The organism is Paenibacillus sp. FSL F4-0122 (assembly GCF_038002845.1).
Lineage (GTDB): Bacteria > Bacillota > Bacilli > Paenibacillales > Paenibacillaceae > Paenibacillus_AQ > Paenibacillus_AQ odorifer.
The window spans coordinates 4,540,148-4,560,948 of record NZ_JBBODI010000001.1 but is presented as its reverse complement, the minus strand read 5'-3'; the positions used below and the strand labels follow the sequence as shown (position 1 = coordinate 4,560,948).

At 45.5% G+C, this 20,801-nt stretch carries 18 protein-coding genes; 3 read left to right on the top strand and 15 right to left on the bottom strand.

Annotation, left to right across the window (positions count from 1 at the left end):
- Window positions 1–25 precede the first annotated feature (25 nt).
- The 10 genes from MHH49_RS19705 to MHH49_RS19660 all read right to left on the bottom strand — a co-directional run bounded on the left by MHH49_RS19705 (window position 26) and on the right by MHH49_RS19660 (window position 12,329).
- A complete protein-coding gene (locus tag MHH49_RS19705; RefSeq protein WP_076141338.1) occupies window positions 26–1,276 on the bottom strand; it encodes a molybdopterin molybdotransferase MoeA in 1,251 nt (416 codons plus the stop codon).
- A 42-nt stretch (window positions 1,277–1,318) separates the two neighbouring features.
- A complete protein-coding gene (locus MHH49_RS19700) occupies window positions 1,319–2,809 on the bottom strand; it encodes a nitrate/nitrite transporter (RefSeq protein ID WP_036675998.1) in 1,491 nt (496 codons plus the stop codon).
- 261 nt (window positions 2,810–3,070) lie between these two features.
- Window positions 3,071–3,598, bottom strand: coding sequence for a hemerythrin domain-containing protein (locus MHH49_RS19695; protein ID WP_339809680.1), 528 nt, complete (start codon window positions 3,596–3,598; stop codon window positions 3,071–3,073).
- A 23-nt stretch (window positions 3,599–3,621) separates the two neighbouring features.
- Window positions 3,622–4,269: a response regulator transcription factor gene (locus MHH49_RS19690; RefSeq protein ID WP_038572504.1), complete on the bottom strand. Its 648-nt coding sequence runs from the start codon at window positions 4,267–4,269 to the stop codon at window positions 3,622–3,624.
- Window positions 4,270–4,276: 7 nt separating this feature from the next.
- Window positions 4,277–5,341 (bottom strand): sensor histidine kinase, encoded by a 1,065-nt coding sequence (locus MHH49_RS19685; RefSeq protein ID WP_036675994.1) that lies wholly within the window; start codon window positions 5,339–5,341, stop codon window positions 4,277–4,279.
- The gene (locus MHH49_RS19680) at window positions 5,341–5,799 is read right to left on the bottom strand and encodes a GAF domain-containing protein (protein WP_036675992.1); all 459 of its coding nucleotides are present in this window, start codon (window positions 5,797–5,799) and stop codon (window positions 5,341–5,343) included. Before MHH49_RS19680 ends, MHH49_RS19685 begins: the two co-directional genes overlap by 1 nt.
- 52 nt (window positions 5,800–5,851) lie before the next feature.
- On the bottom strand, window positions 5,852–6,538 hold the full coding sequence (gene narI / locus MHH49_RS19675; RefSeq protein ID WP_036675990.1) for a respiratory nitrate reductase subunit gamma: 687 nt from the start codon (window positions 6,536–6,538) through the stop codon (window positions 5,852–5,854).
- On the bottom strand, window positions 6,535–7,101 hold the full coding sequence (gene narJ, locus MHH49_RS19670; protein WP_036675989.1) for a nitrate reductase molybdenum cofactor assembly chaperone: 567 nt from the start codon (window positions 7,099–7,101) through the stop codon (window positions 6,535–6,537). Before narJ ends, narI begins: the two co-directional genes overlap by 4 nt.
- On the bottom strand, window positions 7,094–8,665 hold the full coding sequence (narH, locus tag MHH49_RS19665) for a nitrate reductase subunit beta (RefSeq protein WP_036675987.1): 1,572 nt from the start codon (window positions 8,663–8,665) through the stop codon (window positions 7,094–7,096). Before narH ends, narJ begins: the two co-directional genes overlap by 8 nt.
- Window positions 8,655–12,329, bottom strand: coding sequence for a nitrate reductase subunit alpha (locus tag MHH49_RS19660; RefSeq protein ID WP_038572510.1), 3,675 nt, complete (start codon window positions 12,327–12,329; stop codon window positions 8,655–8,657). The genes narH and MHH49_RS19660 overlap by 11 nt, the downstream gene beginning before the upstream one ends.
- Window positions 12,330–12,716: 387 nt before the next feature.
- Between MHH49_RS19660 and MHH49_RS19655 the strand changes: the two genes are divergently transcribed.
- On the top strand, window positions 12,717–13,136 hold the full coding sequence (locus MHH49_RS19655; RefSeq protein WP_036675981.1) for a hemerythrin domain-containing protein: 420 nt from the start codon (window positions 12,717–12,719) through the stop codon (window positions 13,134–13,136).
- Window positions 13,137–13,413: 277 nt separating this feature from the next.
- Here the strand turns inward: MHH49_RS19655 and MHH49_RS19650 are convergent, their stop codons facing one another.
- The 4 genes from MHH49_RS19650 to MHH49_RS19635 form a co-directional block, all read right to left on the bottom strand.
- Window positions 13,414–13,809: a DUF488 domain-containing protein gene (locus MHH49_RS19650; RefSeq protein WP_094901922.1), complete on the bottom strand. Its 396-nt coding sequence runs from the start codon at window positions 13,807–13,809 to the stop codon at window positions 13,414–13,416.
- Window positions 13,810–14,148: 339 nt separating this feature from the next.
- Window positions 14,149–14,502, bottom strand: a complete 354-nt coding sequence (locus MHH49_RS19645; protein ID WP_076141343.1) for a cyclic-phosphate processing receiver domain-containing protein — start codon at window positions 14,500–14,502, stop codon at window positions 14,149–14,151.
- 38 nt (window positions 14,503–14,540) lie between these two features.
- Entirely contained in the window at window positions 14,541–15,317 is a 777-nt protein-coding gene (locus tag MHH49_RS19640; protein ID WP_076141344.1) for an RNA ligase family protein, read from the bottom strand.
- Window positions 15,318–15,735: 418 nt separating this feature from the next.
- A complete protein-coding gene (locus MHH49_RS19635) occupies window positions 15,736–16,209 on the bottom strand; it encodes a hypothetical protein (protein ID WP_094901924.1) in 474 nt (157 codons plus the stop codon).
- Between the two features lie 386 nt (window positions 16,210–16,595).
- Between MHH49_RS19635 and MHH49_RS19630 the strand changes: the two genes are divergently transcribed.
- Complete coding sequence (locus MHH49_RS19630) at window positions 16,596–18,338, top strand: ABC-F family ATP-binding cassette domain-containing protein (protein ID WP_094901926.1); 1,743 nt, start codon at window positions 16,596–16,598, stop codon at window positions 18,336–18,338.
- Between the two features lie 168 nt (window positions 18,339–18,506).
- On the opposite strand, the gene MHH49_RS19625 is transcribed toward MHH49_RS19630, so the two are convergent.
- The gene (locus tag MHH49_RS19625) at window positions 18,507–19,226 is read right to left on the bottom strand and encodes a hypothetical protein (RefSeq protein WP_076274221.1); all 720 of its coding nucleotides are present in this window, start codon (window positions 19,224–19,226) and stop codon (window positions 18,507–18,509) included.
- A 479-nt stretch (window positions 19,227–19,705) separates the two neighbouring features.
- Between MHH49_RS19625 and MHH49_RS19620 the strand changes: the two genes are divergently transcribed.
- Complete coding sequence (locus MHH49_RS19620) at window positions 19,706–20,737, top strand: tyrosine-type recombinase/integrase (protein ID WP_339191967.1); 1,032 nt, start codon at window positions 19,706–19,708, stop codon at window positions 20,735–20,737.
- Window positions 20,738–20,801 lie beyond the last annotated feature (64 nt).

The following is a 20,801-nucleotide window of genomic DNA, read 5'->3' as shown; positions in this document are numbered from 1 at the left end:
GACTCTTATCTCCCTTCCGGTAGGCTTACAGTACCCATTTATCCGTACCTTCTTCAACACCCAGAAGCAGTACATCAACAAGATCACCTGCGGCGTAACCTCTTGTCCCGCCCGGCAGCACAATCAGCGAATTCCCGCGTGCGATGGAAGATACGGCATTAGATTTATTGAAACCGGCAGGACGCACCGAGGTGCGGTCATGAACGGCCCGGATAAACCGGGTGAACGGATTGGCCTTTGGGTAATCTTCTGCCAGTACCGCCGTCGTGCGCGGCAGATAAATTTTATCCGCTCCCATCATTTTGAGCAGGGCGGGTCTAACAAACAGCTCGAAGCCTGTGAAGCAGGCAGAAGGATTGCCGGACAGTCCGAACAAGTACGTATCCCCGGCAACCGCAACTGTGGTCACGCTGCCCGGACGCATCGCCACCTTGTTGAACAGCACATCAGCCCCGAGACGGTTATATATTTCCGGCAGGTAGTCATAATCACCGACGGACACACCTCCCGTTGTGATCAGGCAGTCTGTTTCTGTCATTGCCTTCCGCACCGTCAGCAGGCATGCTTCCAGTTGGTCTGCGGCTGTATCATACATCCGGTAAGGAATACCCATCCGGGCGAGCTGGGCTGCGATCATCGGTCCGTTACTGTTGCGGATTTTGCCGGGTGCAAGCTGTGCTGTCACCTCCAGCAGTTCGGTTCCCGTAGACAATATCCCTACTACCGGCCGCTTACCGACCTGAACATACCCATAACCGAATGTAGCCAGCAGCGCTACAATCCCGGGATGAATGAAGCTGCCGGCCGGAACGATCATTTCTCCTGACCGCATATCTTCACCCTTCAGGGACAGATTCTCCTGTGGCGCAAAAGCTTTACGGATTGTAAACGTATGACCTGCTGCTGTGGCCTGTTCAAACATAACTACAGCATCCGCTCCTGACGGCAGCGCCGCTCCCGTCATCAGACGGACAGCTTCGCATGGCCCAATTGCAATCTGAGATACTGCCCCTGCGCCGATATGATCTACTACAGTAAAGCTGATCCTGTTATTACCGGAAGCACCGGCAGAATCTGCCGAAGAAATTGCATATCCGTCATAGGGTGATCGGGTAAAATGCGGAACATCATGGGTTGCCGTCAGCGGCTCCGCCAGGATCCGTCCATAGCTTTCAGCAAGTGGAATCCTTTCTGTACCTATGCAACATGCTCTTTCAGTTACCCGGAATACAGCTTCGGCAACGGTAACCGGAGTTCTGGTCTTTTCCACCTTCATCTGCTCCTAACTTAGTGCCGTACTAAAAAACGGTTCATCCGGTTATTTCTCCGTAATATCGCTGAATGTGCCTACATACCGGACATCTTCGCCGGTCTCATCCTTTACAGCGCTGATATTCAGCCACTGCAAATACTCTTCCCCGCCCTTGCGCTTGTTCCAGATTTCACCCTGCCACATCCCCTTCTCCCTGACTTCGCTCCACATTAAGCGGTAGAACTCCTTGGATTGGCGGCCTGACTTCAGAATGCTGGGCTGTCTGCCAAGAACTTCGTCTTCCGTATAGCCGGTGAGCTTCGTGAACGCCGGATTGACGGTCTTGATCAGACCGGAGACATCCGTAACCAGAATCCCCTGTCCGGTAGAATTGAACACTTCAGAGGTAAGCGCAAGCCGGTCCTGAAAATAGATCCACACTACCAGCACCAGACTGGCCAGCGCTACCTGAGAGAGCAGCATGAACCCGATGGAATATTGCCCTGTAGCCGAATAAATCACCGACAGCATAATGGGAGGGAAAAAACCGCCCAGACCGCCCATCATCGATACGATCCCGTTGGCGACACCCGCCTGCTTATTGAAGTACAGTGGGACTAATTTGAATATGACTCCGTTACCGATTCCCGCACTGAACGCAATAGCAAGGCAACCTACTGTATATAAGCCCATGTCAGGCATAAATGCCAGGATGATTGCTGCAACCGTATAAATACTGAATGTGCCGGTAAGCAGAAACAAAGGCTGGAACTTGTCGGCAAGCCAGCCGCCTATCGGCCGGAAGAAGGTCGCAACGGCAATGAAGCCGGCTGTGCGCATCCCGGCATCCACTTTTTCCAGACCGAAGTTCGAAACTAGAAAGTTCGGCAGATAAATAGTGAAGGCAACGAAGGAGCCAAAAGTAATGAAATAGAACAAGGAGAAAAGCCAGAGCTTTTCATTTTTGGACACGCCCTTGATCTGTTCAATAATCGGCGTTTTGAGTTTAGGCTCATGACGATCCCCAAAGAAGAAATTTAATGCGATAAATACCAGTAACAGGATCAGATACATTTTAACCGCGGGTGCCCAGCCAATCTGTGCTGCCACAATCGGAGCCGAGAAGGTAGTGACAGCTGTTCCGATATTCCCGATCCCGTAGATTCCGTTGACCAGACCATGCTTATCTTTGGGGAAATACTTCGGCAAAGAGGTTACACCTACCGAAAAAACGGCTCCGCCGATTCCCAGGAACAAACCTCCGATAATTAAATGAGTGACCGAGGATGCTTCACTGATGAAATATACCGGAAACAAAAGCAGGATAAAGCTGAACATAAAAATAATGCGTGCTCCCAGAATGTTTGCATAATAGCCTAAAGGAATCCTGAGAATAGAGCCGAGCACCACCGGAATAGCCGTGACCATCGCTAGCCGCCCCGGAGGAATGCTGATATCCTCGGAAATAAAGGGCATCAGGGAAGAGATGATCACCCACACCATGAATCCAGTAATCAAGTTTAATGTTTGTAGCGGCAATTGCATTTTTTTAATCATTCGACTCACCTTTTCGCCGTTTATTCTCTTGATTATTCATACCAATACTTCCTGTACTCATTGTATCCGCCGATCCCCCGGCTCAGATATAGGGGAGTCCCCTTTCCCTGACAGGGGAAACCCTAAAAATAAAATAACCCCACATAGTGGGGCCTTGCTCCAGAACTTATTCACTCCTATCACAAATGAAACATAATACCTTATCTACTCTCTTAATAAGACCCAAAAAAGCCGCCCCAAGTAGGAGCAGCCTGTTCATTATCACGTAATGAGCGTATTCAATTGCTGGCTTAACCATTCTTTGTCTTTCGCACTCAGCTGATGCTCGGCCATCGGGTAAATGACAGTCTCTTCTTTGACAAAGTGTACCGTCAGAACCTCAAAAGCCTCCCCTGCATCCTTAACAGCTGCGCGGATATCCTCAAGCGGCAGCATATCTATATTGCCCTCTGTGTAATGCAGGAAATGCCCTATATATCCGTCAATCTCGCGGTGCTCCTCCTGGATGCCGACCAGTGGTCCTTGTTCAAAGCCGATATAACTGCCAAGCAGCGGGAAAAAAAACGTTTCTTCCTTCACAGTATGCTTCTTCAACGGACCAGTAAACTCCAGAATCGCCTTACGCAGCTTATGCAGCTGTGTCCTAGATTCTTCCAGAACGGGCTGATCGTGTTCAAACCAGAGTACAAGTGCATGCCATTCTTCCATCAGAAATGATAAATAGCGGTGTTCATTCTCAAGAATACGCATGGCGGGCATCGTAAACTTGAGCCCTGTATTTTCCGGCATCCTGCTAACCCTCCATTTGCAAATCAGAAATCCAGCATTTTTTTCCTTAAAGCATACTCGACCAGCTCCGGTCTGCTTTTAAGGTTTAACTTCTCCATAATTTTCGCTTTGTGGGCTTCCACCGTTTTTACCGAAATAAACAGCTTCTCTGCGATTTCCTTGTTCCCGTATCCCTTGGCGATAAGCGGCAGGATCTCCAGTTCACGTTTGGACAACAGCTCAAACAGATCCTCTGTACCGCCGGATTTGTCCTGCTTAATAAATTCACGGACCAGTGAGGTCGCCATCTTAGGATGGATATAAGTGCCGCCTTCATAAATGGTCCGGATGGCCAGCAAAAGCTCCTCGTCCGGAGCGCTTTTGAGAACATAACCGGAGGCCCCGTTCTTCAATACATGAAAAAGATATTCATCATCGTCATGCATCGTCAGAATTAGGATTTTGGTATCGGGATAATCCTCTTTAATCTTCCCGGTTGCAACCAGCCCACTTTCGCCCGGAGGCATGCTTAAATCCATAATCAGAATATCCGGCCGGAATTTGGCAACCATTATATAAGCTTCCCTCCCGTCTGCCGCCGCTCCGATCACTTCTATGTCATCCTGAAAATTGAGAATCATGGAGAATCCGCTCCGTACGATCGCATGGTCGTCTGCAATGACGATCTTCATCAGAAGCTCATTCCTTTCCTCGGGATAATCCTACTGGCACCTGTAAAATAATGGTTGTGCCCCTACCTATCCCTGAATCTACGGTGAAGGTGCCACCCACCAGCTCCGCCCGTTCCTGCATGCCAAAAAGACCAAGTCCGGTTCCATTGGGTTCGTCTCCCTGAATGAAGCCTGTTCCCTCATCCTTAATCAGAAGCCGCAGCACGCCGTCATTTTCTGTAAGAGATACTTTGACGCTGTCTACCTGGGCATACTTCAGGGCGTTCAACACAGCTTCCTGGCATACACGGTACATGACGGTTTCAATCTCACTCTCATACCGTTTCTCCAAAAGCCGGGACTCATATTCAATTATAAGTCCGTAGCTTTGTTCCATCCGCTTGAAGTGTGACCGGAATGCAGCCTCCAGCCCGAAATCATCAAGTGCAGCCGGCCTGAGCTCCACGGAAAGGTTGCGGATATCATTCAGAAGTCTTGTCATGGATACTTCGGTCTGCTTCACCTTCTTCAGCAGCTGTTCATCAGCTGTCATATATTTGAGCACACGCAGATCAATCACGGCACTCATCAGCTCTTGGGCAACGCTGTCATGCAGTTCACGGGATATCCGCTTGCGTTCATTCTCCTGCGCCTCAATGATATGCTTCATCATCTTGTTCTGGTAGAACTTCTCTTGTGTCGTGAACTGTCTGCTCAGATCCCTGAGCATAAACACTCTGATACCATTCTCGTCATCTATCGTGTGAAAGGTGGCGGCATAAGGGACAATCCCTTTATCTTTCGTCTCCAGATAGACTTGATAAGAGGTAAATTCCTCTGAGTCCGGTGTATGAAAGTAACAATTAAGGCATGTGCGGAGCTCCGTCTCACTAGTGTATCCCCGGCAGGTCCCGCATAGTGCCTCAGGATTTCCCTGATACAACTGCTTCAGGATATCCTGGTCAACGATGTTCTCGGCAGCCGGATTCATCGCCAGGGCTTTCCCTTGCCGGTCAAAAAAGAACATCGCCTCCGAGCTGTTCTCGAACAGCTTCGTCATGAGCAGGCTCCGCAGATCCATTCCGGGTGTCATCAACTGAGCAACAATTCCTTCCCGTTCAAGTCTCCAATCCCCTTACGTGCTACCCTGTCCAGGTCTCTCAGCATTTCAGCGGTTACCTGCCGTTCACCCCTGAAACCGCCTAGAAGCACGCCTGCGACGCGGGCATCATTCCACACCGGTACAGCACCAATACTGTTCAAATTCTCCATCTTAGTAATGGGATAATTAAACAAGGTATCAGGCTTCACATCTGTCTGCACAGAAGGGATTAAGAACGGTTTTCCGGTCTTGAACACGATCCCTGCAATCCCTCTGCCGGATTGAAGTACAATCCGTTTGTAACGGTCATTAGTGTTCCCTGAGGCGTATTTCCACCGGATTACATAGTCATATTCCGCAGGTTCAGCAAGAGCCAGCGACATGAAGTCATATCCTAGAGCTGCGCGGATCCGGTCAAGCTCGATTTGATAATCCACCTTATTGTTCATCGTTTTCTCTCCTCGATTAGAACAGGAAAAGAAGTCCACGCAACTCTTTCCGTTAATTCGATTTATTTCTTCTGTATAGGATATAACTTCTGCCTATATAATTCAACGGAACACTCCATACATGGACCAACCGGGTGAACGGCCAAAAGGCAAAGATGGCAAACCCTGACAAGATGTGAAGCTTGAAGGAAAACGGCACATCACTCATCAGTGACGGGTCCGGACGGAACATGAACAGGCCGCGGAACCAGACAGAAATCGTATCGCGGTAGTCAAACTCAGGTTGTACGGCATTCGTTACAATGGTAGAGTACATCCCCATAAACACGATAAACAGGAGGAGTGAGTTGACTATCAGGTCCGACGCACTGCTGAGACGGCGGACATTCTTAAGCGTAAAGCGCCGCGAAGTCAGAATCAGCATCCCGAGCAGTGTGGCTGCACCGAAGATGCCCCCGATGTATACCGCGCCGATGTGGTAAAGATGATCACTTACGCCGATGGATTCCAGCCATGATTTCGGAACAGCGAGCCCGCCAATATGGCCCAGGATAACCGGCATAATTCCGAGGTGGAACAGAATGCTGCCGAATTTCAGTTGTTTCTTTTCAATAAACTCACTGGATTTGGCCGTCCAGTTAAACTGATCCTTACGATAACGAAAAATATGTCCGCCGATAAAGATCACCATACACATGTAGGGAAAAATGACCCATAAAAACTGACCCAGCATATTCATTGACTCAGGGCCTCCTGTTCAGCACAAGCTTTTAATGTTTCGCGCAATCCCTTGACCAGATGGAAATAGGGACTTTCATTTCGTTCCAGAGCCTTGAGCAGATGATACGTACCATCCTCAAGAATCGCTATCAGCATCCGGAAATTCTCCGGCGCTCCCGGGACTTCCAACCACTGCGCGGCATATAGAAATTCACACATAAGCGGCAAATAATCAGGTAGTTCTTCCTCCGGCATTTCCAGACCGAACATTTCGTACAGAAGCTTCAACTTGGCGAGCATTTGCCCCCGTTCCTTGGCCTCCTCAAATTTGAAATAGGTCATATACAAGGCGCAGTCCTTCTGAAAATCAAATGTAGCGGCATAACTCTCCTGAATCTCATCCAGACTGAAGCTCTGCATTTGCTTCCAATAGGTATGCACATGGGCATAACCCGGATGAGTGCTGTCAAACGCCTCTTCCAGAAAAGCCGGATGAAAGTCCAGCTTCTCCGGGTACATGAGCTGCAGGGCGAAATAACCGAAGGATTCCTTGTAATCATGCAGTTTGATCAGATCAATCACGCCAAATCCCCCCGTAGAAATTCTCTTCATACATTTCCTTGCCGGTCTTCATCGTGTCGCCGGCAGAGCTGGCAGGTCCGCAGCCGTCACAACCGGAGCCGGAGCCCATATCGCCCATCCCGTTTCCGAAACCGGTCGAGCCCTGGGCACGGTAAGGGTTCATGTGCTGCTCCTTGTGGGAGGTTGGGATCACGAAACGGTCTTCATATTTGGCAATCGCGAGCAGCCGGTACATTTCCTCTGTCTGCTGTGCTGTCATACCGACACGTTCAAGACGGCTAGCGTCAAACCCTTGGCCTGAGGATTTAGCGCGCATGTAGGAGCGCATCATGGCCATCCGCTGCAGGGCTTCTTTGACGGTCTCCGTATCGCCTGCGGTCAGCATGTTCGCCAGATACTGGATCGGTGTGCGCATCTCTTCGATAGCCGGGAAAATCATATCGGGATTCTTCAGCGAATCTTTACCTTCAAAATAATTCATGATCGGGCTAAGCGGCGGCACATACCACACCATAGGCAGTGTGCGGTATTCCGGGTGAAGCGGGAAGGCAAGCTTGTGCTCAATCGCCAGTTTATAGACCGGTGAGTTCTGGGCTGCCTCCAGCCAATCCTCAGAGATACCATCTTTTCTCGCCTGGGCAATGACTTCCGGATCATGCGGATTCATGAACAGATCACATTGTGCTTTGTACAAATCTTTCTCGTCCGGGGTGGATGCGGCATCAAGAACCTTGTCGGCATCATACAGCAGAACCCCGAGATAGCGGATTCGGCCTGTACAGGTCTCGGAGCATACCGTAGGCAGTCCTGCTTCCACACGCGGGAAACAGAAGGTGCACTTCTCCGCTTTGTTGGTCTGCCAGTTGAAATACACTTTTTTATACGGACAGCCAGTCATGCAATATCTCCAGCCTCGGCAGGCTTCCTGGTCGACCAGAACAATCCCGTCTTCATCCCGTTTGTACATCGCACCTGAAGGGCAGGAGGCGACACAGCTTGGGTTGAGGCAGTGTTCACAGAGGCGCGGCAGATAGATCATAAACGATTTCTCGAAGTTGAATTTAATTTCTTCCTCGATCTTCTGGATATTCGGGTCAAGCGGGCCGGTTACATGCGCTCCCGCCAGATCATCCTCCCAGTTAGGCCCCCATTCCAGATCCATCTTCTCGCCTGTTACAGCAGAATGAGCCCGCGCCACCGGGGAATGCTTTTGCTCTCCTGCATTCGTCAGATGCTCATAATTGTAAGTCCACGGTTCATAATAATCCTTCATCTCCGGCATGTCGGGGTTGTAGAAGATTTTGCCGAGCGCAATCTTGGACAGCTTATTGCCGGATTTCAGCTCCAGCTTCCCCTTGCGCAGCTGCCAGCCGCCCTTGTAGAGCTCCTGGTCTTCCCAGCGTTTCGGATAACCAATCCCCGGTTTCGTTTCCACGTTATTGAACCACATATATTCCGCACCTTTACGGTTCGTCCAGGTCGTCTTGCAGGTCACGCTGCAGGTGTGGCAGCCGATGCATTTATCCAGATTCATTACCATTGCAACTTGCGCTTTAATTTTCAAGCCAGTTGACCTCCTTCATTTTGCGGACGGCTACGTAGACATCACGCTGGTTGCCGATCGGACCATAGTAGTTAAAACCGTAGCTGAGCTGTGCGTATCCGCCGACCATCTGGGTAGGCTTCAGATGAATCCGGGTAGGCGCATTGTGGCTTCCGCCGCGCGTATCCGTAATTTCAGAGCCCGGTACTTGAATGTGCTTGTCCTGGGCATGGTACATAAACATGGTGCCTCTCGGCATCCGGTGACTGACAACCGCGCGTGCAGTTACGACACCGTTACGGTTGTAGACTTCGAGCCAGTCATTATCCTCAATGTGATGTGCCGCAGCATCCTCATTATTGATCCACACGGTTGGACCGCCCCGGAACAACGTCAGCATGTGCTGGTTATCCTGATAGGTCGAATGGATATTCCATTTCCCGTGCGGTGTCAGATATCTCAGAACCAGAGAATCCTGTCCACCCTTCACTTCCTTGTCACGCGGCCCGAAGACCATCGGAGGCAACGTTGGCTTGTAAACCGGCAGCGCTTCGCCGAACTGCTGGAAGATTTCATGGTCAATGTAGAAATGCTGTCTTCCGGTCAGCGTCCGGAACGGAACGAGACGTTCAATGTTCGTGGTGAACGGTGAATAGCGCCGTCCCTGCTTGTTCGACCCGCTGAATACCGGTGTCGGAATGACTTCCCGCGGCTGTGCGGTGATGCTCTGGAACGTAATCTTTTCTGCGGCCCGGTCCGCCGAGATATCTCGCAGCTCTACTCCTGAATCCTTCTCCGCTGCAGCGTAAGCCTTCTGGGACACGCGCCCGTTGGTAGCCGAAGACAGGTGAAGAATCGTATCTGCGGCCTGGCGGGCAGTCTGCAGCTTCGGCAGTCCGTTTTTGATCGTTTCATCGAAATAAATACCGCTGAGCTTCTTCAATTCCTCATATTCTTCGGCGACAGAGAAGCTGATGCCGTGCGCGCCTGCTTTGCCGATTGCGAGGTTAGGTCCGAGTGAAATGTATTTGTCATGAATTTTAGTATAATCACGCTCTACAATAGTAAAGTTCGGCATTGTTTTGCCCGGGATAGCCGGAACTTCGCCTTTGGTCCAGTCTTTGACAAGACCCATCGGCTGTGAGATCTCGCTTACCGAATCATGGCCGAGCGGTGACATCACAACATCCTTATAAACGCCAGGCAGATGCGATTTTGCCATTTCGGAGAATACCTCAGCCAGCTGGCGGTAAATATCCCAATCTGACCGGGATTCCCACAGCGGGTTAACTGCCGGATTGAACGGATGAACAAACGGATGCATGTCAGTCGACGACAGATCTGTTTTCTCATACCAGGTTGCGGCCGGCAGCACGATATCTGCATAGAGGGGTGTTGTCGTCATCCGGAAATCCAGGGCAACCATCAGATCGAGCTTACCTTCGACATCCTCACGCCAGATAATCTCTTCCGGTTTCTGTTCTTCATTCGGCTCGGCCAGCAGACCGTCGGAAGCTCCGAGCAAATGCTTCATGAAGTATTCCTGCCCTTTGGCAGAGCTTGAAATCAGGTTCGAGCGCCAGATAAATAATGAACGGGGAAAGTTCTCCGGTGCGCCGGGATCTTCCACGGCAAACCGTGTTTTCCGTGATTTAATCTCTTCCACGGTGTGACTGATAATCTCGCTGTTAGTCTTCTTGCCTTGCTGTGCGGCTTCCTCGGCGAACAGAAGACTGTTCTTGTTGAATTGCGGGAAGGATGGCAGCCATCCGAGACGGGCAGCCAATACGTTATAGTCAGCCGGATGTTGGTAAGCTACATCCCCTCCAGTCGGCGATTTCAGTGAATCAGTGCCGCTCTCCTCATAACGCCATTGCTCTGTTGCGAAATAGAAGAACGAAGTCGCGTTCTGCTGACGTGCCGGACCCTGCCAGTCCTTGGCAAAAGCAACCGTTGACCAGCCTTCAATCGGACGGCATTTCTCCTGACCAACATAATGCGCCCAGCCGCCGCCGTTAACACCTTGGGAAGCGGTCAGCACCACTAGATTCAGAATGGAACGATAGATGGTATCGCTGTTGAACCAGTGATTAATCCCTGCGCCCATGATGATCATAGAGCGTCCACCCGTATCAATCGCATTCTGGGCAAATTCGCGGGCAATCTGAACTACGACACTCGCCTTTACCGTCGTAATCTTCTCTTGCCATGCCGGGGTGTAATAAGAGGATTGATCCTCATATCCCTTTGCGTTAAGCGGACTTTCTGTACGTGCGACGCCATACTGGCTCATCATCAGATCATAGACTGTGGCGGCATAACGTTCTGCACCGTCGGCAAGCCGTATTTTGCGGGCCGGAATCACCCGCCTGAAGGTGCCGTTGCCGGCATTATCGAAGTACGGGAACACGATTTCCGTCCACTCTTCTCCGTGGCCTTCGATGGTCAAGGCGGGTTCTACTTTACTGCCGTCTTCCCGCTCGAGGATCAGATTCCATTTCTTTCCTTCCTCCCAGCGCTGCCCCATGGTACCGTTCGGAACCATCATCTCACCAGCCACCTCGTCAAAGATTACCGGTTTCCAGTCTGAGTGCTGGGAGTTATCTCCAAGATCACTCGCCCGCAAGAAACGTCCGCCTTTAAGGGCATCCTCATGAGGGTCAAGCAGAATCAGGAAAGGCATATCTGTATATTGCTTCGCATAATTCAGGAACATCGGCTCCTGGCGTTCCTGGTAGAACTCTTGCAGGATGACATGCGTCATGGCCTGGGCAAGCGCAGCGTCCGACCCTGGATTCGGGGCCAGCCAGTTGTCGGCGAATTTGACGTTCTCTGCGAGATCCGGTGCCACCGACACGACTTTGGTTCCCTTATAGCGTACTTCAGTCATAAAGTGGGCATCCGGCGTCCGAGTTAGCGGTACGTTAGAGCCCCACATCATCAGGTAACCGGCGTTGTACCAATCCGAAGATTCTGGAACATCCGTCTGCTCGCCCCAAATTTGCGGGGAAGCCGGAGGAAGATCAGCATACCAGTCATAGAAACTGAGCATTTGACCGCCTAGTAGTGATATGAATCGCGCCCCCGATGCGTAGCTGACCATGGACATGGCCGGAATCGGTGTGAAGCCGGCGATGCGGTCGGGACCGTATTTCCGGATCGTGTAGATCAGCTGGGCCGAGATCAGCCGCAGCGCGTCGTCCCAGGCTACACGTATATGTCCACCTTTACCGCGCGCCTTCTTGTACTGGCTAGCCTTCTCGGGGTCTTCAACAATACTGGCCCAGGCATCGATGTAATTGTCATGCTCCTTCAACGCCGTTTGCCACAGCCGCCACAGTTTCCCTCTGATATACGGGTATTTCACGCGCAATGGACTATATTCGTACCACGAGAAGGTAGCTCCGCGGGGACAACCGCGCGGTTCAAACTCCGGCATATCCGGTCCGCAGGAAGGATAATCGATCTGCTGATTTTCCCAAGTAATGATTCCGTTCTTCACAAACACCTTCCAGCTGCAGGAGCCTGTACAGTTGACTCCGTGAGTGGTACGCACTACTTTATCGTGAGACCAGCGCTGGCGGTACATATTCTCCCAATCTCTATTTTTCTCTTCAAGAATGGACCAGTTTCCGGAATAGCTTTCAACCGGTTTAAAAAAGTTAAGTCCGAATTTCTTCTTCATCGATCCAGAACACTCCCTTCAAAATTTATTCAATTAATACCATTATGGATCTACCCGGCCGTGCTTCCCATTAGGGAAACACCTATTGAACCTCGGGAATTCCCTCGATCTGAATAAAAAGCAAAAAGCCTTTCCCACTGAGGAGAAAAGCTGTGTTCCTGCCGTTTACTTCCCGGGCAGAGGATCCCATTAGGGACTTCCCTCTTTTTGGTCCGGGGAATTCCTTAGCGGGAATTCCTCTGCAAATTCGTGTGCTATACTGGCAAGTGGAAACGGCTTTACCGTCCTTTTTTGAAGACGGTACCGTTTCAGCGAGAAGTAGAATGATCATTATCATATGAAACATATAGATTCTTATATTTTCGAAAAACGGGAGGATGAAGCAACATGCCAGGACCCTCACTACGCCAGTTGCATGCCCACCATGCCATTCATCAGGGCGGGCTCTCCGGCGCTGTAGCCAAGACCGAAGAAGTGGAAGAACTGCTGGAAGCGAAGGAATTTGAAGTGGCGCATCAGGCCGCCGAACATCTAATTGAGTACTGGGAGACGCGGATTATCAGCCATGCTGACGCGGAGGAAGACGGGTTCTACCAGGAAATGGCCGGGAAGAATCCTAACCTGCAAGACGCAGTTCTTGGGCTTACACGTGATCATGAATTATTGCGGATTATAGTAAAAGATGTCAAAGCATTGCTTGCGGAAGAAGGCCTCACTCCGGAGGTGCTTCACCAGTTCCACGCGCTGCTGGTTGTGAACGCGATTCATAGCCGGGATGAAGAACGTCTTCTGTTTGAGGAGGCGTGACCTCATTTCTAGCTTGCATGATGGCACGCAAATCAGCTTTGTTAATCAGTAATTCTTGCAGCGTGTATTCGCCCAACAATGGAAGCGATGATTGGCGAACTGCCCAGGCTCGGGATGAAAGAAGAGCAAATTCATTATGAGTTTTTCGGACCGGCACTCCAATTGAACAACAATTTAATTATGAATCTATTCACCCAGCATCTAATTTTATTTATTAAAAAAAGCACACGGGCCTCCCTCGAAATCCTTAACGATTCGGGGGAGATCCGTGTGCTTTTTATCTGGAAAGCAGCCATTTATATAATACATTCGCATGATTATGTATTGGGTCTTTCGCGGCATATACCAACGTAACATCCTGTTTCAGCACCCGTTCACGGATTGTCGCTGCAAGTCTCACGCGCGTCGGATCTTCCTCCAGTTCCCGGATATAACGGTCACTAAATGCCGCAAAACGCTCCGGCATGTGGTCAAAACATTTGCGCAGCTCCGGGCTTGGAGCAATCTCCTTCATCCATTCGTCTAATGCCGCCTGCGGTTTCGTAATTCCGCGTGCCCACAGCCTGTCCACCAGTATCCGGTACCCGTCCTCCGGAGCCGCCGGCTCATAAATCCGCTTCAGACATATAGAGTACTGATGTTCATCTAAATTGCGGCAGGTATTCACCAACATGTAGTCTCCCTCCTGGTATCCATACTGGAACGGACCGTTGTCCAATTGCTGTATCGAACGTGCGGTCAGCTATTCCAAAAGAGCGATTTCTTAGTACACTGAATATACCATGGAACAAATTTTCCTGCCAAGGACAGTAACTTGGAGGGAATGTGGTACCGTAAACAGGTTGATTGCCGATTAAATCCTAAACCATGTAGAAGAGCCTCACAGAATTGCATTTACTGGTCAGAACTATTATCATATCCATCGTTGCTAAAAGAACTAATAATATTATTCCACTCCGTTTTTTTATTGTTTCGTACTAATAGCTTCATTCCATAATAAAGAATCCTCTTATTAATCTCCACTATATTTATTAACGGTTACGGGATAATAGTAAATTTCTATATCTTCATTTATAAAACCTCTACGTTGAGCAGCCAATAAGGTCTCGTACATATTCCTTCTTCCTACAGGATTATCCGTATGATGATATATCTTATTCGCCCTTAAACCATGCTCACAAAAGTATTTTACGAAATCATACCCATTCTTTAGTTCAATTCCATCGGCGCCTTCACCTAAATCATGGTCAAGAGTTAGGATATTCACTTCATTATTTTCAAATAGTTTAACAGCATCTTCAAATGTCCTTGCCAAGGTGAATCCTTCTGGACAGTCTCGTAAGTCATCAAGATAAACATTTATCATATCGAACCTCAATTTTTGGCAAAATGTTTATTTTTCTATTACTTTCTAAACGTTCTTTCATAATCTTCAAGCCGTATTTTTCTAATTTGTTTACGATCCGTTGTTCTAACAATGATTCCTTCTGATTTGCCTGTTGCGTCGATTCCTACTTGAGTATTCTCGAATCTTTTTAAATAAGAATATGTACTCTCAAGAGAAGTTGGAAACTCGGAACCCTTTATGGTTTCAAGAAGTGGTGCGGACTGCAAATCCATGCTTTCAATAAATCTCTTCTTCTCAATTTCATCATAAAATGGTTGATTTCCGTGATCACGCCACACCGCAATTTTCTCCTGCGATAACTCAAGAAGTCTATATAATTCATCCTTATTCAAGGAGAACATATCAAATACACGATACCCTTGAGTTTTTCTGTCAGAATAGTTCTTGGATGCTTTAGTTTTTCCTCCATAAGATTCCTGATAAATTACGGTTAATGCCCAGTCAGCCTTAGGAAAGATATCTGCAATTACTTTTTCTGCTAACGGCTTAAGAAATTCCGCAATGTTCCCATAAGGATTACCGATTCTATCTCCTTTTGCATATAACAATTCTTCTCTGGAACCAATTAGATAATCAACTTCATTAACATCATTTTTTAATAAAATGATCCTTGAATTTTCACCATCAACTTTTTCGTAAACAAAAATATCGTCTAATTCTGCGAAGCCTCTTGACTCCGTTAAAACATCATTTAACCGACCTCGTTCACCTAATTGATGATATGTAAGAATGCTAGGGTACTTTGTTAAAGAATTAATTTTCTTTAAATCCATAAACTATTCTCCCACTTTCAAATTCAGTTTATATGACTCTTGCTCTTATAAACATAAACCAAAGATAATCAAGGAATATTTTACCACTGATTACGTGTTCACATGTTATTCCTGATGGGATTGTCATAAAGAGTTCTCCTTATTTGTTTACCAATTTAATTTTGAAGATAGGTATCATCAGAATCTACGAAATCACTTTGTGGTTTACGCATGAGGTTCATACCTTCAATACGTTACATTCACTAATACGACAAATTAATATTTTCATAATCTTCTACCCATTCTTTTCATCATCCGTTAATGGTAATGTTGGAGCAGCAAAGAGGGTTCTTATATGTATTTTCAAGTGATACTCATGTAATAGAAAATCAGCAAAATAAGAACATGAAAATAGTTGTAAAAAACTAATAAATCTTCTTTAATAATCTGATTCAAATATTGTTTCGTTTTTATCATTTGAGAAAACAATTTTTAATTGAGCAGTCGGATTCCAAATTCTACTATCTTTTATAATTAGATATTTTCCACCTGTATATTCATACTCACGAGTTTTACTGTCAATCACTACTGAAAATGTTTTAGCATCTTTTAAAACTTGCGTATTATTAATTACAAGTCCAATCGAACCTTTCTCCAAACCACCAATAACTATCTCATCTCGTATCATACCCGTAGATTTAGTATAGTCAGAAGCACTACGATAAATATAAATATAGGGCAAGCTAAAAATGTAATATTCCTCGTCGTTTAACTTTTGTATAGAAACATAATCCAAATTTTCACGTTCGATAAATTTATCTAATTCTTTTTCAGTGATTGCATTCCAGCTACATCCTGACAAAAAGAATAGTACACAAAAAGATAGAATTACATATCTCAAATGAAATTTCATATTCCCTCCATAATTTTAATATTACACTTAAGTTATTTACATCTGTAGCTATGATTCTCCTTAATAAATTCAAGCATGTACGTATCTTAAAAAAAACAAAGGATTTATTCTTACTAAATCCACTATAACATTAAATGGAATATTTTCCGCAGCTTATCTTCTACCAAGGCAATAAATTCCGAGTTGTAGCCATAAGGTATTTATAGGTTTTATGACCATAATTTAATAGTCTGTAAGATTGTATTATCAGATGATTTTAACACCTTTAATGCGAAATGATTGAAGTTGCTTGTAAACAGTGTTACTCTATCAACGGTAAACTCAAAATCTGTGCTCTTCAATACATCTTATAATAGTCACTATTTTTAGTTAAGAAAGGTAACACTATGATAAAAGTTGATAACTTATCCTTCGCATTCCCGCAAAAAGACCTATATAAAAACATTTCATTTACGCTTGAAGAGGCACAACATTGCGCTTTTATAGGAACAAGCGGCAGTGGTAAAAGTACACTGATCGATATACTAATGGATCCAGAAAAATATTTGTTCGAAGGCAAGCTAGAGATGGACCCAACCTGCAAAATTGGGTATGTAAGTCAGTTTTCGCAACTAGACAAATCTAAAGAAACAACCGTTTTTGAATATATAGGAGAAGAATTTATTAAGATACAAAATGAAATAACAGCTATTCTCACTGAAATGGAAACATCATCAGATATTGATTCATTACTCGAAAAGTATCAATTAGCTCTAGATGCCTTTGATTTAATGGATGGAAATGATTTTGAAAGCAATATTAATAAGAAACTAAATTTAGCCAACCTCTTGAAACTAAAAGATGCTAGGGTATCCGACCTAAGTGGTGGGGAATTCAAGCTTATTCAAGTGATGAAGGAAATGCTGACTAATCCAGACTTAATGATTATGGATGAGCCCGATGTATTTTTAGATTTTGAAAACCTAAATGCACTTAAAAATCTTATTAATGCTCACAAAGGAATATTGCTAGTGGTTACGCATAACCGTTATCTATTGAATCATTGTTTTAACAAAATTATACACCTTGAAAATATGGAGATCCAAGAGTTCGATGGGCGATATATTGAGTATAACTTCTCATTACTTCAGACGAAAATTGAGTTACAAGAAATCGCAGTCGCTGAACAAGAAGAGATAGAGAGATACGATAACATTATTGATAATCTTAGAGCGATCGCAACCTATAATTCAGAAGCATCTAGAGGGAGAGCGTTAAAAGCTAGGGTTAAGTTTCAAGAAAGATTGGAAGCGCGAAAAATTAAAGCGCCATTCGTTGATATTAAGCAACCAAAAATCAGTTTTGGTGTGGACAATGAATTTGAAGAAGACATCACTGTTTTAAATGTGAATAATTATAGTGTTTCCTTTGATGAGTTGATTTTAGAAAATGTTAACTTTGAGATGAAACCTACAGATAAAATAGCCCTTATCGGTCCAAACGGTACCGGGAAAACGACTTTACTCCGAGATATCTTTAAAAATAATCATGATTCAATTAAAATGAATTCTGATATTAAAGTGGCTTATCTTTCTCAGCTTCAAGACGAAGTGCTAAAGGATTCTAATACCATACTAGAAGACTTCATCGATGCCGGGTTTGCAACTTATGACGAGATTAGAGCACATCTTTCAAACTATGGCTTTGAAGGAGAAATTCTTAATCAAAAGATAGAATCTTTATCTGGTGGCGAAAAAAATATACTGCAATTGGCAAAAGTTTCTGCTAGCAAAGCAAACTTATTGCTTCTTGATGAACCGACAAGCCATTTAGACACCTATACACAAATCGCACTGGAGAAAGCCATTGAAGACTATAAAGGTGCGATACTCATGATTTCTCATGATTTCTATTCTGTAGTAAATGGGATGGATTATGTACTAATCATTGACGAGAAGACGATTAGAAAAATGAGTATGCGAAAATTCAGAAAGATGATTTATGCTAGTCATTTTGATAAAGATTATTTAGAAAATGAACAAAATAAAAAAGCAGTTGAAATGAAAATAGAATTAGCTTTAAAAGACAATAATTTTGAACTTGCAAAAGGTATGGTTGATGAGCTAGAAGAGCTGATTAAGTTGCTTTAAATTCCAACCCTCTGAATGAAATGATTACAAGAACGATGAAATAAAATGTTGGTGGAAAAGTATCCAAAAAAAAGACACTGATGAATAGATCTCAGTGTCTTTTTACTGCATTGATTTATTGATAGCTCATGCCGCGGACACTCTGATTGATATAACTATAATGAAGTATCATGAGAAATTTTTATCAAAACAGTCTTTAGTCTCGCATTTAATTTTATACCATTGATAACCATAATCCGATAAGTTTGGTAGGATCAATAATTTGTTACCACAGCGGATACAATTATTTTCTGATAAATTTCCGTTCTTATAGTCCACTAAGTAACCTTCTGCTAGTTCTATTTCCTTAATGATATTTTCTAGAGCAACATCGCTTATATCAAAAGGGGTCATATCTCCTCTATTTGCATGGATAGAGCGTGAAAAAGCTCCAAATCCACCAACCAGTTCGTGGTGATGGGTATTAATCCGTCCCCCACCTCTCTCAAATAATTTGATCATCGGTTCATATATATCTGGAAACTGTACTGCGATATTGTCGCGCACATCAAGCAAAGAACACCATCGTAAATAATGTATACTTATTAATTTCATAAGCATAATATCAATTTTATTAAAATTCGGACACGTTTCTAAGAAACTGTCCCACTCATTTTCCTCCATCTTAAAACCTAATAACATATCCATTCCTATGTATATACTTGCTGCTTCCTTTGAGATAAACCGCAAAAACACGCCGACTCTACGGTAATACTCTGCAATCAAATTAGCATCTGCTTCATATTCACCCTTAGATCTTACTTCTTCGTATCTTTTTTTTGAAATTCCAATGTATAAATTCGCATCAATATTCCTAATTCTTTCAACACCTGATTCGTAATAATTCATGAAGATTCCTCCGACTTAACTCATAAATGTAGTTCTCTATATCTGATAGAAGATTGGTTTATTTAACCAGCTCGCCCGATTGTTCTAAGCCCCTGCTTGAGTTTCACCATTTATAAGATGGCTAATCTTTAAATAAAAACAAAACCCAATAAACCAAAAAGGTTTATCGGGTGAGATGGAAAAAGTTTATCGGCTTCAAAACAAGTTTATCGGCTTTTATATACTGACTGTAAACACCTACCAGCAACCCACAATCCCTTACCACACACTACCCCTAACCCTTTCAACTAACCTTATGCTCAATCCGCAGCTTGTCTGCTACCATGGCAATAAATTCCGAGTTGATTCCGGACAAGCTCGCTCACAAAACGCACAACGACGCGGAAAGTTGGGCGTGAACACTTCGTTATTGCGATAAATATTGCGCACCTTTATCGGAACGTTTAGCGAAACTTTATCGCTAAAGGAGACGCAGACAAATGGTACAAAAAGTTCCGAAATTTACGTTTGTATCGAAAGGAGGAAAAGGCGTTAAAATAACGCTCTCTAAGCACATTCCGCAGTTTCTCGATTCTAGACGGTTAGCTAAGCGATCGGATAAAACGATACAAGCGTATGAGCAGGTGCTTGAGCAGTTCCGTAAATGGTATGACGCTACGGATTATACCGAATTCACTACGGAAATTCTGCGGGAATATATAGAATACCTCTCATTTAGCAAAACGAAGTGGGACGATCACCCTACGAGCCCTCACGGAAGTGTAGGACTATCTCCGAGAACAGTTAATAACGTTATTAGAGTTATGCGCATCTTTTTTAACTACCTTATTAGTGAGCGTATCATAACGCACTCACCGATGGACTCGGTAAGTTATCAGCGCGAGGAAAAAGATACATTTGAAGTCTTCTCAGATGAAGACGTAATCAGGCTTCTCAGCGCACCTAATCGGAAGGTCTATACCGGCCGGCGTGATTACTGTATGATGCTCGTTCTTGTCGACTGCGGCCTTCGTATAAAAGAACTAACCGGTTTGCGTGTCTCAGACGTAGACTTCAAACTACGTCAAATTGTAGTTCGTGCGGAGATTGCTAAGTCCAATACGACCCGTGTTGTACCAGTTTCCCAGCGGACATTAAAAGAACTGGAAAAGTTGATTTCGTATATGGACGTTGAAGGCTCAGATTACCTCTGGCTTACCCAATTTGGTGAGAGATATTTTGGGGATACCTTCGGGAAGATGCTTAAGCTATACGCTAAGAGGGCAGGGGTTGTTGGACCGCGGGTCTCCCCTCACACTTTTCGTCATTATTTTGCCGTGAAATTTTTACGAGGTAGTGGCGACACAGTAGCCCTATCCCGTATCCTCGGACACATCTCCTTAGATATGACTCAGGTGTATGTTCGATTTACAGGCACTGACTTAAAGGAACAGCACGATAAGGCGTCACCGGTTATGCAATTAATAGATAGTGGGAATGAGAAAAAGCGCGGAAAGAGAATGTTTCAATAAACTCAGAAGTAATTGGCCCGTCAGTAATTGGCGGGCTTATTGTTGCGTTTAGTAATCTCACGTT

Coding starts and splice junctions, on each gene's coding strand:
- MHH49_RS19640 (WP_076141344.1), bottom strand. CDS start 15,317: ATGGATTTAAAGAAAATTAATTCTTTAACAAAGTACCCTAGCATTCTT.
- MHH49_RS19635 (WP_094901924.1), bottom strand. CDS start 16,209: ATGAAATTTCATTTGAGATATGTAATTCTATCTTTTTGTGTACTATTC.
- MHH49_RS19680 (WP_036675992.1), bottom strand. CDS start 5,799: ATGAACAATAAGGTGGATTATCAAATCGAGCTTGACCGGATCCGCGCA.
- MHH49_RS19650 (WP_094901922.1), bottom strand. CDS start 13,809: ATGTTGGTGAATACCTGCCGCAATTTAGATGAACATCAGTACTCTATA.
- MHH49_RS19630 (WP_094901926.1), top strand. CDS start 16,596: ATGATAAAAGTTGATAACTTATCCTTCGCATTCCCGCAAAAAGACCTA.
- MHH49_RS19690 (WP_038572504.1), bottom strand. CDS start 4,269: ATGAAGATCGTCATTGCAGACGACCATGCGATCGTACGGAGCGGATTC.
- MHH49_RS19655 (WP_036675981.1), top strand. CDS start 12,717: ATGCCAGGACCCTCACTACGCCAGTTGCATGCCCACCATGCCATTCAT.
- MHH49_RS19645 (WP_076141343.1), bottom strand. CDS start 14,502: ATGATAAATGTTTATCTTGATGACTTACGAGACTGTCCAGAAGGATTC.
- MHH49_RS19705 (WP_076141338.1), bottom strand. CDS start 1,276: ATGAAGGTGGAAAAGACCAGAACTCCGGTTACCGTTGCCGAAGCTGTA.
- narI (WP_036675990.1), bottom strand. CDS start 6,538: ATGAATATGCTGGGTCAGTTTTTATGGGTCATTTTTCCCTACATGTGT.
- MHH49_RS19620 (WP_339191967.1), top strand. CDS start 19,706: ATGGTACAAAAAGTTCCGAAATTTACGTTTGTATCGAAAGGAGGAAAA.
- MHH49_RS19700 (WP_036675998.1), bottom strand. CDS start 2,809: ATGATTAAAAAAATGCAATTGCCGCTACAAACATTAAACTTGATTACT.
- MHH49_RS19685 (WP_036675994.1), bottom strand. CDS start 5,341: ATGACACCCGGAATGGATCTGCGGAGCCTGCTCATGACGAAGCTGTTC.
- MHH49_RS19660 (WP_038572510.1), bottom strand. CDS start 12,329: ATGAAGAAGAAATTCGGACTTAACTTTTTTAAACCGGTTGAAAGCTAT.
- MHH49_RS19695 (WP_339809680.1), bottom strand. CDS start 3,598: ATGCCGGAAAATACAGGGCTCAAGTTTACGATGCCCGCCATGCGTATT.
- MHH49_RS19625 (WP_076274221.1), bottom strand. CDS start 19,226: ATGAATTATTACGAATCAGGTGTTGAAAGAATTAGGAATATTGATGCG.